Raw genomic sequence first — 16,174 nt, 5'->3', positions numbered from 1 at the left:
GTCAGTGCACGAGGTCGGCGGGGATGTCGGCCTGCTTGGTTCCCACGAGTGCCACGTAGTGCAGCGGCTCTCCGCCGACATTGAGCCGGTGCCGGTAACGTTCCGAAGAGCGCACCTGGAGCACTCCCGCCTCCTGGCAGCGCTCGATGAGCTTCGCGAAGCCCGAGGTGTCCTCGTCGGACAGGAACCGGTCCTTGATGGTGAAAGCGATCCAGCCGCCGTCGCTGATGAAGTTGAAGGCGGCCCTGAACGCCGATGGCGGGATGTCGGAGTAGCCGAGCGCCGCCACGCAGGACAGGGTGTTGCACCGGCTCTGGCTCAGCGAAGCCGTGTCCTGTCCGGAAAGCGCCGTCAGGTCGGCGACAAGGTACTCGTCGTAGACCTCCGGCCGGTCACGCAGCGCCGCGTGCCGTGCTTCCGGGATGATGTCGACGCCGAACAGATAGCCCGCGCCGACCGTGCGCAACTGTTCGGCGACGAGACCGTTTCCGGCCCCGAGATCCAGCACTCGCAACGAAGAGGCGTCCACGTTGTCCCGCTGGATCTCCTCCTTGAGCAGCTTTCCGACCACGTCGGGAGAACGGCAGTCCAAAATATCGTGGAAGAGTTGCTCGTATAGTCCCGGAATCGCGAAGATCCGGTCGTAGTCGTGGAAGCGGATCTTCTGCCAGGTTCCGTCGATCTCGACCAGACAAAACTCGGAGTCCTGATCGAATCGGTCGGACGGCTCGGGGAGTTCGATGCGAAGCTTGGTGGGATGCGCCGTCGGTGGAACGTTGTTTCCGTCGGGTAACCTCCTGTTTGTCATACCACGACCTTCCCGTTTTCGATTTGTGGTTGCCTACCAGCAAATCAGCAAAGTGGATTTCTCGTGCCAAGTCAACAGCCCCGTATGGCGGTATGCGCGCGCCGTCAAGCCCGCTCGATCGTGCACCACCGGCGGATGGAAGGATTCACCACGTGAAGACCTTCGACGAGCTGTACGCCGAGTTGGCCGAACGCGCACGCACCCGCCCCGAGGGGTCGGGAACCGTCGCCGCGCTGGAGGCTGGGGTGCATGCCCAGGGCAAGAAGGTGCTGGAAGAAGCCGGTGAGGTCTGGATAGCGGCCGAGCACGAATCCGACGAGCGGCTCGCCGAGGAGATATCTCAGTTGCTGTACCGCGTCCAGGTACTGATGCTGGGGCGGGGCGTCTCGACGGAGGACGTCTACCGCTATTTGTGAGCACGCTCTCGGCTCACCAAGCAGTCGACGAGAGCACGAACAAGGAGGAGAAAAGTCACCATGCTGCGTGTCGCGGTGCCGAACAAGGGTGCGCTGGCAGGGCCTGCGTCCGAGATGCTCGGTGAAGCCGGATACCGCCAGCGACATGAGCAGCGTGACCTGACCGTGCTCGACCCGGTCAACGAGGTCGAGTTCTTCTTCCTGCGGCCCAAGGACATCCCGATCTACGTCGGCTCGGGCGAGCTGGATCTCGGCATCACGGGAAGGGATCTCGCGCTCGACTCCGGTGCCCCGGTGGCGGAGAAGCTGGCACTGGGCTTCGGCGGTTCCACCTTCCGCTACGCCGCGCCGGCCGGTCACGATTGGAAGCCGGCCGACCTGCACGGCAAGAAGCTGGCCACCTCCTATCCCCGGCTCGTGCGCGACGACCTCGCCAGGCAGGGAATCGAGGCGGAGGTCATCCGGCTCGACGGAGCGGTCGAGATCTCGGTGCAGCTCGGCGTCGCCGACGCGATCGCCGACGTCGTCGGCTCCGGCCGGACCCTGCGGCAACACGAGCTCATCGCGTTCGGTGATCCGATTTGCGTGTCCGAGGCGGTGCTGGTGCACCGCGCCGGTGCGGGTGAGTCGAAGCCGATCGACCAGCTCGCGGCGCGGCTTCAGGGCGTCGTTTTCGCGCAGCAGTACATGATGCTCGACTACGACTGCCCCAGGACGCTGCTGGAGCAGGCCATGGCGATCACGCCGGGACTGGAGTCGCCCACCGTGGCGCCGCTGGCGCACGCGGACTGGGTCGCGGTGCGCGCCATGGTGTCGCGCAAGCAGGTGAACCTGGTGATGGACGAGCTGGCGGCCGTCGGGGCACGCGCGATTCTCGCCTCCGACATCCGGTCTTGCAGGCTGTGACGAGCGACTGACTCCGCCCCGGGTGCGGTACGCGCCGCGCCCGGGGCGCTCGTTCTCCGGCGAGCACGAACGATCAGGAGGTTTCGGGGCACACGAACCGGGTTTTGTTCTGACCGATCACCACCTGTGGAGTTGTCCCGTGTTCACCATTCAGCACCTCACCATCGACAGCGCGAATCCCTACGCACTCGCCCGGTTCTGGAGCGAGGTCACCGGCTGGCGGATCAGCGACCAGGACGCTCCCGGCGATGACGAGGTTCTGCTCGAACCGTCCACGCCGGGTGCGCCGGAGTTGCTGTTCGTCGCGGTCCCCGAAGCGAAGGCGGGCAAGAATCGGTTGCACCTCGACCTGGTTCCGGCACGACTGACCCGCGACGAAGCCGTCGACCGGCTGCGGGAGCGGGGAGCCACCCTCGTCGCCGACCGGCGTACCCCGGAGGGGCGCGGATGGGTCGTATTGGCCGACCCGGAAGGCAACGAATTCTGTGTCGAGCCAAGCCATGCCGAGCGCGAACACCTGTCGCGGCCGACGATCTAGCGGGGCCGGTTCCGTTTCGGCAGCAGGTCGTAGAGCTTGCGCCGGGATCCGTTGTCGTTGACGTTGCGGGTGTTGGAGAGGTCGGCGATGAAGTCCTCGAACACGAAATCCTGCTCTGGAACGGGTTCCGGCGCCGGTGGCGGTTGCTGACCCGCGCGCGTGTCGAGTACCTGCGCGATTTCGCGGAACGCGACCGCCTGGATGGTTTCCGGAGCGAACGTGGTCACCGGGATACCCCTCGCCGCGGCCTCGTTCATCACCACGCCGAGCGGCACGTGGGGCAGTACGGGAATGCCGAACTGGTGCAGCTCGTTGAGCGCGGCGACGGCGTAGGCCGAGATCGGCCTGCGATAGAGGCCGGGAACGATGCCGTAGTAGGCGATCGGCGGCCTGCTCACGATGGACTCGACATAGCCGATCTGCTCTCGCATCAACCGCAACGCCCTGATGCTCGTCCGGTCAGGCTGCACGGGCACCAGGATGCCGTGCGTCGCCACCAGCGCGTTGTTGGTCAGCACGTCGAGCGCGGGAGGGCAGTCGATGATCACATGGTCGTAGTTGGCGAACTGGATGACCCTCGCGAGTTGCCAGCCGGGCACCCTGAACTGGTCGAGCCTGCGCACGAGATCGAACATGCCCGGTGAGGTCGGGATGACGTCGAGCGCCCCGCCCTGGCCGACGACGCAGCGGGGGTGCGCCACGATCAGTTCCTCGACGGGGCCGCGCCAGGTCTTGGTGAGCGCCTTGGCGAGGCTCGGCGCCTCGGCGGGGGTTTCGGGCAGCCCCAGCAACTCCGTGGTGGCGTGACCCTGCGGGTCGAGGTCGATGAGCAGCACTCTGCGCCCGCGCTCCGCGAGCGCGGCGGCGGCGCCGACACTGAGCGCGGTCTTACCGACCCCGCCTTTCTGGTTGACCACCGAGGTGATCTGCACTGTGCGCCAGCTCCCGGGTTCTCGTCGTTTGCGACAGGTTAGTAGATCAATGTTCTCGCCGCGGGGAGGTGGGCGGGTGTTTTCACCGTCTCCTGACGAGCAGCGCCTGCGCGCCCGTCGCGACCTGGCCGGACGCGTCGTGCAGGGTGCTCTGCGCCGTGCCGGTCCCGCGTGGCCCGAGCACGGTCACCGCGTCGAGCCCGATCCACTCGCCGAGCGGTTCGCGCTGGATGTGCACGGTGAGCTCGGAGTTGATGAACAGCCAGCGATGCCAGTCGAGCTGGTTGGAGACCCCGCTGCCGGAGTCGGCGACGGTGAACAGGCGCTGGAGGGCGCTCGGCCGTTCGCCCTCGACGAGGGCGACCCGTTGCCGGGCCCACACCGTCGCCGCGCCGGGTTCGAGGATCGCGCCCTTCACGGCGCGCCACTCCATGGCCTTGAGGTATCCGCTGTGCCAGTCGGCCGGCCACGTCGCCTCGGCGCGGCCCTCGACGGGAGGCAGAGCCGACGCTGCTCCCATCGACGGCTGTGTCTCGGCGACGCCCTCGGTGTCCGAGGTCGCCATCCGCCAGGCGGAAGCCCTGGCCACTGTCCTGCCCGCCGCGACGAGGTCGGCGGAGAGCAGTTCGACCGAGCGGCCGGGCCGCTCCACCGCGGCGCTCACGGTCAGCTCGGTGAGCGGCGCCGGGCCGAGAATTTCGACGGTGACCCTGGCCAGCAGGGTGTCGCGCTCGGAGGAGATCCGCTCAAGCGCGCGTACCAGCAGCGCCGAAGGTGGGCCGAAATGCTGGGCTTCCGGCGACCAGGGGCCCGCCGTGTGCGGGGTCGGCAGAAACCGTCCTTGCCCGGAGGGGAGATAGAAGGCGGCGGGTTGCCCGCCTTCGGCGTCGCCGTGGTCTCCCGGTTTTGTCATGCCCTATCCTGCCTGTGCTGCCTGTGCTGCCTGTGCTGCCTGTGCTGCCTGTGCTGCCTGTGCTGCCTGTGCTGCCTGTGCTGCCTGTGCTGCCTGTGCTGCCTGTGCTGCCTGTGCTGCCGCCCGGTGGTCTCGTGTCCGCCGTCAGTCGGCGCGGTCGAGCGCGGATTCCTCACCAGGGTCGGGTTCCGGCCATCCAGGGTATTCCGGAGGGGTTCCGCCGAAGGAAGGGCACAGCGCCTGGTGCGAGCACCAGCCGCACAGTTTGCTGGGGCTCGGGCGGAAGTCTCCCGTCTTGCCGGCTCGCAGGATCGCCTGCCAGATCGCCTCCAGGGTTCGCTCGAAGCGAACGAGCTCCGGTTCGTCCGGCGTGTAGGCCAGTGCCTGCCCGTCGGAGAGGTACATCAGCTTCAGCTGGCGGGGCACGACCCCGCGCAGCCGCCACAGCACGACGGCGTAGAACTTCATCTGGAACATGGCCTTCGCCTCGCCGATCTGGCGGGGAGCGGCGCCGGTCTTGTAGTCGACGACCCTGATCTCGCCGGTGGGAGCGACGTCGATCCGGTCGATGTAGCCGCGCAGCAGCACGCCCGAACTCAGTTCCGTCTCGACATGCAGTTCGCACGCCTCGGGCTCCAGCCTGCGCGGATCCTCCAGTCCAAAGTAGGCGTCGACGAGTTCGCCCGCCGTTTCGAGCCAGGCGCCGACGGCGGCACCGGTCTCGTCCGCGCCGTCCTCTCCCTCGCCGCTCGCGAACAGGTCCATCCACTCCGGACACTCCTCGGCGAGCTCGGACCAGGTGGGGTGCAACAGATCCTTCGCGCGCTCCGGCATCCGCTCCTCGCGCGGCAGCGCGAACAGCTTCTCCAGTACCGAATGTACGAGCGTGCCTCGCACCTGGGCCTTGGTCGGCACCTCGGGAAGCCGGTCGACCGCGCGGAACCGGTAGAGCAAGGGACACTGCTTGAAGTCGCTCGCTCTCGACGGTGACAGCGCGGGGCGGCGCGCGCCCCTGCCGCCAGCGGTGGGTGTGACCGTGGCTGTTCGTGTCGTGCCCTCTGCCATGCCGGGAGCGTAACGGTACGGTGTGACAACTCCGGGTAACCCGCGTGAGGGTGGGCACGGCGACACCCGGCACGGGCACACGAGCGTCCAACAGCGGACGTTCTACTCTCAAGCGGATGGACGCGACGCGCGAGCACCGGAGGGGCAGGTCCAGGCGTTTCGGCGCCGTGGACGGCGGTCTGCTGCTCTTCCGCGTTGACGGCGTCCCCGTGCTGCTCGCCCCGTCGTGGTGGATCGGCTCGCTCGTCATCGTCGTGTTGTACGAACCGCTCGTCGGACGGCTGCTGCCCGGGGTCGGCGTGGCCACCTCGTGGACCCTGTCCGCGGCGTTCGCCGTCCTGCTCGGGCTGTCGGTACTCGCGCACGAACTCGGTCACTGCGTGGTGGCGCTGCGGCTCGGGATTCCGGTGCGCAGGCTCCGGCTGTTCTTGCTCGGTGGCCTTTCCGAGGTCGCGCGCACACCGAAAAAGCCAGGACACGAGGGGCTGGTCGCCGCGGCGGGCCCGATCGTGTCGGTGCTGCTCGCCGTACTGTGCGGCCTGCTGCTGCTCGCCGTTCCGCCCGGCGGGCCCGCGTGGCTGCTCGTCGCGGAGTGCGCCGTGGCCAACCTCGCCGTCGGCGTGTTCAACCTGCTGCCGGGGCTGCCTCTGGACGGAGGCAGGCTGCTGAGGGCCGGTGTGTGGGCGGCGACCGGGGCCAGGTCGAAGGGCACGAGGGCCGCCGTGTTCGGCGGTGGAGCCGTCGCGGTCGGCCTGCTGGTGTGGGCGTTGTGGGGACTCGCGGAGGGTAGTCCCGACCGGTGGCTGCGGCTCGGAGTGTGCGTCGTCACGGCGTGGTTCGTCGGTGCCGGTGCGATGAACGAATTCACCTCGGAGAGCAGAAGGGAATGGCCGGACGGGCTCGCGCTGAGCGACCTGATGCGGCCGGTGCTCCAGCTGCCTGCCGAGAGTCCGGTCTCCGCCGCGCTGTCGGCCTCGGCGGGCCGCGGTGTCGTGCTGGTGAGGGCGGACGGCGTCGCGGCCGGGCTGCTCGACGAGACGACGGCGCAGCGGCTGGCCGCCGAGTCGCCGCACTCGCCTGCCGAGATCGCGGCGCAGCCCATCAGGCCGGAGACGGTTCTGCTGCTGTCCGAACCGGGTGCCGACATCGCCGAACACGTGCGAGAGGTGGCGGCGAGGCAGTTCCTCGTCGTCGACGAGGACGGCAAGCCGGCCGGCGTCGTGCACAGGGGAGATCTGCGGGCCGCGATGGCGGGGGAGGTCCGCCGCCGTACCGGCTGAGCCGCTCCCGCGCTCATCTGCGACGATCAACCGCCGTTGTTGTGTCGTGAAGTGGAGGTTCGGTGTCAGCAGGGCCGTTTCGTGCCGGGGACAGGGTGCAGTTGACCGACTCGAAGGGGCGGCATTACACCATCGTGCTCGCCGAGGGCGCGGAGTATCACACTCATCGTGGCGCGCTGGCGCACGACGACCTGATCGGAAAGCCGGAGGGCACGGTCCTCACCTCGGCCGGCGGGACGAGCTATCTCGCGCTTCGGCCGCTGCTCGCCGACTACGTGCTGTCCATGCCGCGCGGGGCGCAGGTGATCTACCCCAAGGACGCGGCCCAGATCGTCATGTGGGGTGACATCTTCCCCGGAGCGAGGGTGCTTGAGGCCGGCGCCGGTTCCGGCGCGCTGACCTGTTCGTTGCTCAGGGCGGTCGGCCAGGAAGGCACGGTCACCTCCTACGAGGTGAGGGACGACCACGCCGAGCACGCAGAGCGCAACGTCGAGCGGTTCTTCGGTGAGCGCCCGCCGAACTGGACGCTGGAGCGGGCCGACGTCGCCTCGCACACGGGCGAGGTCGACAGGGTGGTACTCGACATGCTCTCGCCGTGGGAGGTGCTGCCCTCGGTGGCGGCGAGCCTCATTCCCGGTGGCGTGCTCGTCGTCTACGTGGCCACCGTGACCCAGCTTTCGACGGTCACCGAGGCATTGCGCGAGCAGGAGTGCTGGACCGAGCCGCAATCGTGGGAGACCGTGCTGCGGCCGTGGCACGTCGTCGGTCTCGCGGTGCGGCCTGAGCACCGCATGGTGGCGCACACGGCGTTTCTGCTGACCACGCGCAGGCTCGCCGAGGGCGTCACGCCGATGCGACAGCGGCGCAGGCCAAGCAAGGGCTGATCGAAAAAACGCCGCCGCACGGCCGTTCGGCCACGCGGCGGCGTGTGTGGTTCCGGCGATCAGCCCGCCATGCACCACGATCCCGACTTCTTCTCCAGTTCGAAAGAACCGCTCTGGGTTTCGCCGTCCAAGGTCGCGGTCACGTCGAACGACCCGGTGTCGCCGTTGATGGTCACCGGCCCGTCGCGCGAGAAGGTCGCGCCATCGGGCAGCTGGCTCATGTCGGCCTTGTCGGGGGCACAGGCGATTTCCCTGGCCAGGTCGTTGTCCTTGTTGTTCATCGCGTCGATGGCCTTGTCGGCGACTTCCTCGGCCTGGGCGTCCTCGCCTTGGCCGGTGCCACCAGGAACGCTCTCACTCGTCTCCGTCGGAACGCTTTCCGAGGTCGCGCCGCCGGTCGGCGACGGAGGCGCGGGTGCGCCGGAGGACACCTGCTGGCCCTGACCGTTGTCGCCGGACGCTTCCTTGTCATCGTCGCCGGACAGCAGCAGGATCAGCGCGACCACACCGCCGATGACGACCACCGCCGCGATCGAGAGACCGACGATGAGGCCGGTCTTCTTCTTCGGAGGCCCGCCGCCCGGCATGCCCGGTTGGCCGGGAAAGCCTTGTTGCTGCTGGCCGTAGGGACCCGCTTGGCCAAATTGTTGTGTTGAACCGTAGCCCTGCTGACCGGGCTGTCCCTGAGGGAACTGCTGCGGTCCACTGGGTGGGAACTGCCCGCCGGGCTGTCCTTGCGGCCCCTGCTGGCCCCAAGGGCCTTGCTGACCGTAGGGACCGGGTTGTCCCTGTGGTTGCGGCGGATAGGTCACGAAACGCCCCCTTGTGCTTGCTTCCTGCGGAAATCCCCGTCGCGCTGTGCGTGCGGGACCCCGATCGTAGCGATGACGTCATGACGACTAATGGACTCTCAAGGCATTGACTGATTTGTCTGGTTCGACGGGAGTCGTGGGGAAGCCACCCACTGTCGCGATCCGGCGGAAATCGTTCCGCTCCTTGGTTCGCGTCGGGTTCGCGGGTCGTGGGTATCCCACGATCGCCGCGCGACGCGCCGGTCCCGTGATGCGGATAGGGCTTTTCATGTCGGTGATCGCCGGTACCGTGTAAAGAAATGCATTCCGAGGAGGTGCCGAAATGCAACACGACCTTCCCGGAGGTCGGCACGAGGAGGCCGACTCTTCAGAGACGAGCGAGGCCGGCTCGGCGGGAAGCCCGACGAGCGAGCAAGCGCGGCAAATCCGGTTCCTGGAGGAGGAAGTCGCGCTGCTCCGCCGCAAGCTCACGGACTCACCCCGGCAGAATCGCGTACTCGAGCAACGGCTCGCCGAGGCGACCGAACGAGTGAGCCAGCTCACTGAGCGAAACAACAAGCTGGTCGAGACGCTACGCGAGGCGCGTAGTCAGCTTCTCGCGTTACGTGAGGAGGTCGATCGGCTGGCGCAACCGCCGAGCGGTTACGGTGTTTTCGTCGCCTCCTACGAGGACGGCACGGTGGACGTCTACACGGCGGGCAGGAAGATGCGGGTTTCCGTGTCTCCCGCGGTGGAGGTCGATTCGCTGCGGCGTGGCCAGAGCGTGCGGCTCAACGAGGCGCTCACCGTCGTCGAGGGCGGCGGATTCGAGAGCACCGGCGAGGTGTGCGCGTTGCGCGAGGTGCTGCTGCCCGACGACGACGGTGGCAGTTCGAGGGCGCTGGTCGTCGGCCATGCCGACGAGGAGCGCGTGGTGTGGCTGTCCGACCCGCTCGCGGAGCAGACGCTCAAACCGGGCGATTCGCTGCTCGTCGACTCCAAGGCGGGCTATGCCTACGAGCGCGTTCCCAAGGCCGAGGTCGAGGATCTGGTGCTTGAGGAGGTTCCTGATGTTCGTTACGAGGACATCGGCGGCCTTTTCCGGCAGATCGAGCAGATCCGGGACGCGGTGGAACTCCCGTTCTTGCACGCCGATCTCTACCTGGAGTACCAGCTCCGGCCTCCGAAGGGTGTGTTGCTCTACGGTCCTCCCGGTTGCGGGAAGACGCTGATCGCGAAGGCGGTCGCCAACTCGCTGGCCAAGAAGGTCGCCGAGGCACGTGGTGGAGAGGACGCGAAGGACGCGAAGTCCTTCTTCCTCAACATCAAGGGTCCTGAGCTGCTCAACAAGTTCGTCGGCGAGACGGAGCGGCACATCAGGATGATCTTCCAGCGGGCGAGGGAGAAGGCATCCGACGGGACGCCGGTCATCGTGTTCTTCGACGAGATGGAGTCGATCTTCCGTACCCGTGGCAGCGGGGTGTCCTCCGATGTGGAGACCACCATCGTTCCGCAGTTGCTCTCGGAGATCGACGGTGTCGAGGGGCTGGAGAACGTCATCGTCATCGGCGCTTCCAACCGTGAGGACATGATCGACCCCGCGATCCTGCGTCCGGGCAGGCTGGACGTGAAGATCAAGATCGAGCGGCCGGACGCCGAGGGCGCGAAGGACATCTTCTCCAAGTACCTCACCGAGGAACTGCCGATCCACGGTGACGATCTGCTGGAGTTCGGCGGCGACCGCAAGGCCACGATCGACGCGATGATCCAGCACACGGTCGAGCGGATGTACGAGGAGACCGACGAGAACCGGTTCCTTGAGGTCACCTACGCCAACGGTGACAAGGAAGTGCTGTACTTCCGTGACTTCAACTCCGGCGCGATGATCCAGAACATCGTGGACAGGGCCAAGAAGTCGGCGATCAAGTCGGTGCTGGAGACCAAGCAGCCCGGTTTGCGGGTGCAGCACCTGCTCGACGCGATCGTGGACGAGTTCGCGGAGAACGAGGACCTGCCCAACACGACCAACCCCGACGACTGGGCCCGGATCTCCGGCAAGAAGGGCGAGCGGATCGTCTACATCCGCACGCTCGTCACCGGCAAGAACCAGGACTCGGGAAGGGTCATCGACACGGCGACCAACACCGGCCAGTACCTCTGAGCCGGAGACACCCCAACGCCAAGTGCCCCGCGACACGCTCGCGGGGCACTTGGCGTTTTGTATAACGCTCTATACGCTGTCCGTCATGGACGATCAGAATGCGGTGGCGGCCGAGAACGCGGGGGAGCGGATTCACGCTCCCGTCACGGCCGCGGATGTGTTGCGGTGGCTGGAAGAGGCCGCCGAGACGGTCCGGTCGGGCGAGGTGGACCCCGAGGCGCTTATCGTGCTGCTCGGTGAGTTGCGGGAGGCATCGACCGCGTTCGCCAACGCCTCGGACTGGGCGTTGCTCGCCGCGCGTGAGGCGGGAGCGAGCCTACGGCAGATAGCTCCGGTCTTCGGTAAGGGATACGTGCGCGCGCCCGCCGCGAGGCTGGAGAAACTGCACCGTGAGGTGCTCTCGTCGGAGCAGTTCATCGAGCTGATGCGCAGGCGCGCGGCGCGCGTATAACGACCTATACGGTCCGGCTCTGTCTTGCCCGGCGGGCCGGTCGCCGCCCGGCGCTCTACCGTGACGAGCATGGACAACACGACACGAGTCGCGGTGGGACTCGCGGTGCTGGGCAGGCCCGCCTACATCAACGTCGGCAGTGACGCGGAACTTCCGGGGGAACGCACCGTCGACGCCATGCGGGAGCTGACCGAGACCGTGCTCGACGAGGCCTACTCGGCGGGCGTGCGCAGGGTGGACGTCGCGCGTTCCTACGGAAGGGCGGAGGAGTTTCTTGCCGGGTGGCTCGCCGACCGGGGGCACGCCGACGTGGTGGTGTCCAGCAAGTGGGGCTATGCCTACGTCGGTGAGTGGCGAAGGGACTCCGGAGTTCACGAGGTGAAGGAACACTCGCTGAGCCGGTTTCGCGCGCAGTGGGCGGAAACCAGGGAGCTGCTCGGTGATGTGGTGTCGTTGTACCAGGTGCATTCGCTGACACCGGACAGTCCTTTGTTCACCGACGAGCCGTTGCTGGCCGAGTTGGCCGCGTTGCGTTCCGATGGCGTCAGGGTCGGTTTCTCCACCTCCGGTCCTGAGCAGGCGAGCACCATCCGGCGGGCGCTGGAGTTGACGGTGGACGGCGAACCGGTGTTCACGGCCGTGCAGTCGACGTGGAATCCGCTGGAACCCTCGGCGGGGCTCGCGCTCGCCGATGCGCACGCGGAGGGAATTCTCGTGCAGGCAAAGGAAACGCTCGCCAACGGAAGGCTCGCGGTCGACCCGCCGTTCGAAGTGGGCGCACTGGCCACCGTGCACGACGTGACGCCCGACGCCGTCGCGCTCGCCACGGCTTTCGCCCAGCCGTGGGCCGACGTCGTCCTGCTCGGCCCCGCGGGGACGGCGCAGCTCCAGTCCAATCTGGCCGGAGCGCGCCTCCGGCTCACCGACGACGAACTGGAGACACTCGCCGAACTCAGGCAGGCGCCATCGGAGTACTGGGCCCACCGTTCCACCCTCGACTGGCAGTGACTACTCTCTGACCCCGATCAGGTCAGGACGGTAGTCGTTCGAGGGGATAACTGGGGTGCGTCGACCACGGCTGGTGACCATCGTTGTGGCGGCGGCCGCGACGGGACTGGTGGGTCTGGCCGGGTGCGCCGACCGGCCCAATGATCTGGACACCTATTACGACGATCCGGAGCAGGCGACCGCCGCCCCCGCTCCCGCCGGTTCGCCCAGCTTGACCGTGGAGGCCGACTGGAGTCGGGACCCGAGCGGCCCGGAGCCGAGCGCGCCGACAGCTGAGCTCGTCGCGGAGGCTGAGCGAGCCATCCTTGCCGAGAGCGACGTCCAGGCCGAGGGTGTGGTGAGGGGTCAGCCCACGCCGGACCCGGAACACGCGGGGCACGCCTCGTGCCTGCTCGGCATCCCGGCAGGGCTCGGAAGGCAGCAACCGGAACTCACCCGGTGGGACTATCCGACGGGCTCGGCCCTCACCCAGTTCGTGACGGCCTACCCCGGCCGGCCCGCGGCCGACGTGCTCGCCGACGGCGCGCCGTGCGAGGGCGAAGGGCTGACGCTCGCGCCGGTAAAGGACGTCGACGCCCAGGGCGCGTGGTGCGCCGAGACGAGCTGCGCCGTGGTGCTCACGCGGGGCAGCGTGCTGTCCGCCATCGAGGTGACCGCGAGCGACCGGCAGCGCGCGCTGGAGGCCCTGCAACGCCTCACGCCGGTGGCCGCGTCGGTGCTGGCCGGTCAACCGTAGCGGCGGAACCACTCCAGAATGCCGATCCTGCCGTCCGGCACGAGCGGGCTGGCCGGATCCTCGGCCATCGCCCTGAGCTGTTCGAGGCCGATCCACTCGCCCCCGGCGACTTCTTCCCGCTGCAGGACGAACGGCCCTGCCCAGCGGACCTCGTGCGTGAAGTTGTGACAGCGGATCGGGGGTTGCTCGAACACGGAGGTGAACAGCGGCTCCGGCTTCACTCCGCTGATGCCCAGTTCCTCACCGATCTCCCTGGCCGCGCACTCGGCAGGGGTCTCGCCCGCCGCGACGACACCGCCGGACCAGCAGTCGAAGAGCGAGGGGAACACGTCCTTGTCCTCGGTCCGCTGATGCAGGTAGACGTGCTCGCCGCCGGGTGAGCGCACCAGCACGACGGCTGCCGCGTGCCACAACCCCTCGGCCCGCATTCTCGCCCTCGTGGCACTGCCGACGACATCGCCGTCGCCGTCGTATATCGCAACAAGCTCGTCACCGCCCACCGGGGGATAGTCCCACGATGACCCGTAGGCTGGTGCTCATGCGGCGGATCATGGGAACCGAGGTGGAATACGGGATCGCGGTTCCGGGCGACGCGACCGCGAACCCGGTACTGACCTCGACGCAAGTGGTGCTCGCTTACGCGGCGGCGGCCGACATCCCCCGTGCGAGGCGGGCGCGCTGGGACTACGAGGTGGAGTCGCCGTTGCGCGACGCCAGAGGATTCGACCTCGCGGGTCCCGGTCAGCAGGGACACGACCCCGACGTCGAAGACCTCGGGGCGGCCAACGTCATCCTCACCAACGGCGCGCGGTTGTACGTCGACCACGCGCATCCGGAGTACTCCGCGCCGGAGGTCACCAATGCCCGCGACGCGGTCATCTGGGACAAAGCGGGCGAGCGCGTGATGGAGGAGGCGGCGATCAGGGCCGCCACGGTGCCTGGACAGCCCGCGCTCCAGCTCTACAAGAACAACGTCGACGGCAAGGGCGCCAGTTACGGCACCCACGAGAACTACCTGACGGCGAGGTCGACCCCGTTCACGTCGGTGATCGCGGGGCTGACGCCGTTCTTCGCTTCGAGGCAGGTCATCACGGGCTCCGGCAGGGTCGGTATCGGCCCTCAGGGCGAGGACGCCGGATTCCAGCTCTCCCAGCGTTCCGACTACATCGAGGTCGAAGTCGGCCTTGAGACCACGCTCAAGCGCGGCATCATCAACACCAGGGACGAGCCGCACGCCGATGCCGACAAGTACCGCAGGCTGCACGTGATCATCGGCGACGCCAACCTCGCCGAGTACTCGACCTTCCTCAAACTGGGCACGACGGCGCTGGTGCTCGACATGATCGAGGCGGGGACGCGGTTCGACGAGCTGAAGCTCGACGAGCCGGTGCGCGCGGTACACCAGATCAGCCACGACCCGACGCTGAACGTCAAGGTGGAACTCGCCAACGGGCGCAAGTACACCGGGCTCGATCTGCAGTTCGCCTACCACGAGATGGCAGCGGCCCACCTTGAGCGCGAGGGCGCGGACGAGCAGTCGAAAGAGGTGCTGAGGCTGTGGGGCGAGGTGCTCGACGCGCTGGCGAGGGATCCGGCCGAATGCGCGGACCGGCTCGACTGGCCTGCCAAGTTGCGGTTGCTTGAGGCATACCGGTCGCGCGACCAGCTTGGCTGGGCCGCGCCGAGGTTGCACCTCGTCGACCTCCAGTACTCGGATGTGCGGCTCGGCAAGGGGCTTTACAACCGGCTCGTGACAAGGGGTTCGATGAAGCGCCTCGTCAGCGAGGAGGAGGTGCAGGCCGCGATCACCACCCCGCCGCACGACACGAGGGCGTACTTCCGGGGCAGGGCGCTGGAGAAGTATGCGAATTCCATCGCGGCGGCCTCGTGGGATTCGGTGATCTTCGACGTCGGCAAGGAATCGCTGGTGCGGATTCCGACCCTCGAACCGCTACGGGGCACGAAGGCCCACGTCGGGAAACTGCTGGACGAAGCGGCGACCGCCGAAGAACTGGTCGAGGCGCTGACCTCGCCGGAGTAGTGGAAAGATCATCAGTCCGCGACGAGCGTCCCGAATGTCGGGGGCGCTAGGTAGGCTGTAGAGCATCGGCCACACCGGGAGGCGAGCATGGCTCAGGAGAAGATCGAAAAGCACGGTGGCGGCGACTCGGACGAGGATGTCGAGGCCGGCGCGCCCGCTGGGCAGGAACGCCGCGAGAAGCTCGGCGAGGACGTCGACACGATCCTCGACGAGATCGACGACGTCCTTGAAGAGAACGCCGAGGACTTCGTGCGCGCGTACGTGCAAAAGGGCGGCCAGTAGGTCCCGGTCGCGAGCGTAGATCGATCCAATAGGCTTGCTGACCGGATTCGCCGTCCGGCTTCACTTCGTCGATGGGAACTACGAGCACGCATGGAACACACGCCGCGCACCTCGGGCTTCGCGCTGCCCTCCGCATACCTGTCGTCGACGACGTCGTCGTTCACGGATTTCCTGCGCGCCCAGGCACCCGAACTGCTGCCGAGCCGTCCCGAGGGCTCGTTCGCGCCGAACAGCGCGCTGGAGCCGCCGCACGGGACGACGATCGTCGCCTCGACGTTCAACGGCGGGGTGCTGATCGCCGGTGACCGCAGGGCCACCAGCGGCAACCTCATCGCCTCGCGAGATCTGGACAAGGTGCACATCACCGACGAGTACTCGGCAGTCGGCATCGCCGGCACCGCGGGTATCGCGCTCGACCTGGTGCGGCTCTACACGGTCGAATTGGCGCATTACGAGAAGATCGAGGGCGTCTCGCTTTCGCTCGACGGCAAGTCGAACAAGCTGGGCAACATGGTCAAGGCCAACCTCGACGTCGCCATGGCCGGCCTCGCCGTCGTCCCGCTTTTCGTCGGCTACGACATCGACGCGCCCGATCCCAAGCGGGCGGGGCGCATCGTGTCCTACGACGTCACCGGCGGCCGGTACGAGGAGAACGGCGGCTACCACGCCATCGGCTCGGGTTCGATGTTCGCCAAGTCGGCGTTGAAAAAGCTGTACAACCCGGACGCGGACGCCGAGAGCGCGGTGCGGGCGGCCATCGAGTCGCTGTACGACGCGGCCGACGACGACACCGCGACCGGTGGGCCGGATCTGGTACGCAACATCTATCCGACGGTCGTGACCGTCACCGCCGAGCACGGCGCGGTCGCGCTGCCGAGGGACGAGGCGGCTTCCATCGCCCAGTCGGTCGTTGCCGAACGCGCCGAACGTCCCGGCCGGTTCGCGACCTAGTTCGCCACCCG

At 67.8% G+C, this 16,174-nt stretch carries 18 protein-coding genes; 12 read left to right on the top strand and 6 right to left on the bottom strand.

Annotated features, from left to right (window positions below; translation table 11 throughout):
* Position 1 precedes the first annotated feature (1 nt).
* Positions 2-808 carry a class I SAM-dependent DNA methyltransferase gene (locus tag BAY61_RS17065; protein WP_091805065.1) on the bottom strand — a complete coding sequence of 269 codons (807 nt, stop codon included), beginning with the start codon at positions 806-808 and terminating at the stop codon, positions 2-4.
* A 152-nt stretch (positions 809-960) separates the two neighbouring features.
* On the opposite strand from BAY61_RS17065, the gene BAY61_RS17060 reads away from it, so the two are divergent.
* The 3 genes from BAY61_RS17060 (at position 961) to BAY61_RS17050 (ending at position 2,668) form a co-directional block, all read left to right on the top strand.
* Entirely contained in the window at positions 961-1,224 is a 264-nt protein-coding gene (locus BAY61_RS17060) for a phosphoribosyl-ATP diphosphatase (protein WP_091805062.1), read from the top strand.
* 60 nt (positions 1,225-1,284) lie between these two features.
* Complete coding sequence (gene hisG / locus BAY61_RS17055; RefSeq protein ID WP_091805059.1) at positions 1,285-2,130, top strand: ATP phosphoribosyltransferase; 846 nt, start codon at positions 1,285-1,287, stop codon at positions 2,128-2,130.
* Between the two features lie 139 nt (positions 2,131-2,269).
* Complete coding sequence (locus BAY61_RS17050) at positions 2,270-2,668, top strand: VOC family protein (protein WP_091805056.1); 399 nt, start codon at positions 2,270-2,272, stop codon at positions 2,666-2,668.
* On the opposite strand, the gene BAY61_RS17045 is transcribed toward BAY61_RS17050, so the two are convergent.
* The 3 genes from BAY61_RS17045 to BAY61_RS17030 all read right to left on the bottom strand — a co-directional run bounded on the left by BAY61_RS17045 (position 2,665) and on the right by BAY61_RS17030 (position 5,578).
* Positions 2,665-3,600 carry a ParA family protein gene (locus BAY61_RS17045; protein WP_091805053.1) on the bottom strand — a complete coding sequence of 312 codons (936 nt, stop codon included), beginning with the start codon at positions 3,598-3,600 and terminating at the stop codon, positions 2,665-2,667. The two genes, BAY61_RS17050 and BAY61_RS17045, sit on opposite strands and share 4 nt — an antisense overlap.
* Before the next feature lie 82 nt (positions 3,601-3,682).
* On the bottom strand, positions 3,683-4,513 hold the full coding sequence (locus tag BAY61_RS17040; RefSeq protein ID WP_094168494.1) for a thioesterase family protein: 831 nt from the start codon (positions 4,511-4,513) through the stop codon (positions 3,683-3,685).
* A gap of 144 nt (positions 4,514-4,657) precedes the next feature.
* Positions 4,658-5,578: a RecB family exonuclease gene (locus BAY61_RS17030; protein ID WP_091805047.1), complete on the bottom strand. Its 921-nt coding sequence runs from the start codon at positions 5,576-5,578 to the stop codon at positions 4,658-4,660.
* A gap of 116 nt (positions 5,579-5,694) precedes the next feature.
* Between BAY61_RS17030 and BAY61_RS17025 the strand changes: the two genes are divergently transcribed.
* Both BAY61_RS17025 and BAY61_RS17020 read left to right on the top strand, forming a co-directional pair.
* Positions 5,695-6,858 (top strand): site-2 protease family protein, encoded by a 1,164-nt coding sequence (locus tag BAY61_RS17025; RefSeq protein ID WP_091805044.1) that lies wholly within the window; start codon positions 5,695-5,697, stop codon positions 6,856-6,858.
* A 62-nt stretch (positions 6,859-6,920) separates the two neighbouring features.
* Positions 6,921-7,742, top strand: coding sequence for a tRNA (adenine-N1)-methyltransferase (locus BAY61_RS17020; RefSeq protein ID WP_091805041.1), 822 nt, complete (start codon positions 6,921-6,923; stop codon positions 7,740-7,742).
* A 59-nt stretch (positions 7,743-7,801) separates the two neighbouring features.
* Here the strand turns inward: BAY61_RS17020 and BAY61_RS33575 are convergent, their stop codons facing one another.
* Entirely contained in the window at positions 7,802-8,554 is a 753-nt protein-coding gene (locus tag BAY61_RS33575; protein WP_245865167.1) for a hypothetical protein, read from the bottom strand.
* Positions 8,555-8,876: 322 nt separating this feature from the next.
* On the opposite strand from BAY61_RS33575, the gene arc reads away from it, so the two are divergent.
* From arc to BAY61_RS16995, 4 genes are all read left to right on the top strand, one after another.
* Positions 8,877-10,694 (top strand): proteasome ATPase, encoded by a 1,818-nt coding sequence (gene arc / locus BAY61_RS17010; RefSeq protein ID WP_091805039.1) that lies wholly within the window; start codon positions 8,877-8,879, stop codon positions 10,692-10,694.
* An 85-nt stretch (positions 10,695-10,779) separates the two neighbouring features.
* Positions 10,780-11,145, top strand: coding sequence for a hypothetical protein (locus tag BAY61_RS17005; protein WP_091805342.1), 366 nt, complete (start codon positions 10,780-10,782; stop codon positions 11,143-11,145).
* Positions 11,146-11,214: 69 nt separating this feature from the next.
* Positions 11,215-12,153, top strand: coding sequence for an aldo/keto reductase (locus tag BAY61_RS17000; protein ID WP_091805038.1), 939 nt, complete (start codon positions 11,215-11,217; stop codon positions 12,151-12,153).
* Positions 12,154-12,226: 73 nt separating this feature from the next.
* Positions 12,227-12,889 carry a hypothetical protein gene (locus BAY61_RS16995; RefSeq protein ID WP_091805036.1) on the top strand — a complete coding sequence of 221 codons (663 nt, stop codon included), beginning with the start codon at positions 12,227-12,229 and terminating at the stop codon, positions 12,887-12,889.
* Here the strand turns inward: BAY61_RS16995 and BAY61_RS16990 are convergent.
* A complete protein-coding gene (locus BAY61_RS16990; RefSeq protein WP_245865166.1) occupies positions 12,880-13,389 on the bottom strand; it encodes an NUDIX domain-containing protein in 510 nt (169 codons plus the stop codon). The two genes, BAY61_RS16995 and BAY61_RS16990, sit on opposite strands and share 10 nt — an antisense overlap.
* Positions 13,390-13,427: 38 nt before the next feature.
* On the opposite strand from BAY61_RS16990, the gene dop reads away from it, so the two are divergent.
* From dop to prcB, 3 genes are all read left to right on the top strand, one after another.
* Positions 13,428-14,930: a depupylase/deamidase Dop gene (gene dop, locus BAY61_RS16985; protein WP_091805337.1), complete on the top strand. Its 1,503-nt coding sequence runs from the start codon at positions 13,428-13,430 to the stop codon at positions 14,928-14,930.
* Between the two features lie 87 nt (positions 14,931-15,017).
* Positions 15,018-15,212: a ubiquitin-like protein Pup gene (locus tag BAY61_RS16980; protein ID WP_091805034.1), complete on the top strand. Its 195-nt coding sequence runs from the start codon at positions 15,018-15,020 to the stop codon at positions 15,210-15,212.
* Between the two features lie 90 nt (positions 15,213-15,302).
* On the top strand, positions 15,303-16,163 hold the full coding sequence (gene prcB, locus BAY61_RS16975; RefSeq protein WP_091805033.1) for a proteasome subunit beta: 861 nt from the start codon (positions 15,303-15,305) through the stop codon (positions 16,161-16,163).
* Positions 16,164-16,174 lie beyond the last annotated feature (11 nt).

Origin of the sequence: Prauserella marina, from assembly GCF_002240355.1 — a bacterium.
Lineage (GTDB): Bacteria > Actinomycetota > Actinomycetes > Mycobacteriales > Pseudonocardiaceae > Prauserella_A > Prauserella_A marina.
This window is presented reverse-complemented; position numbering and strand designations above follow the sequence as displayed.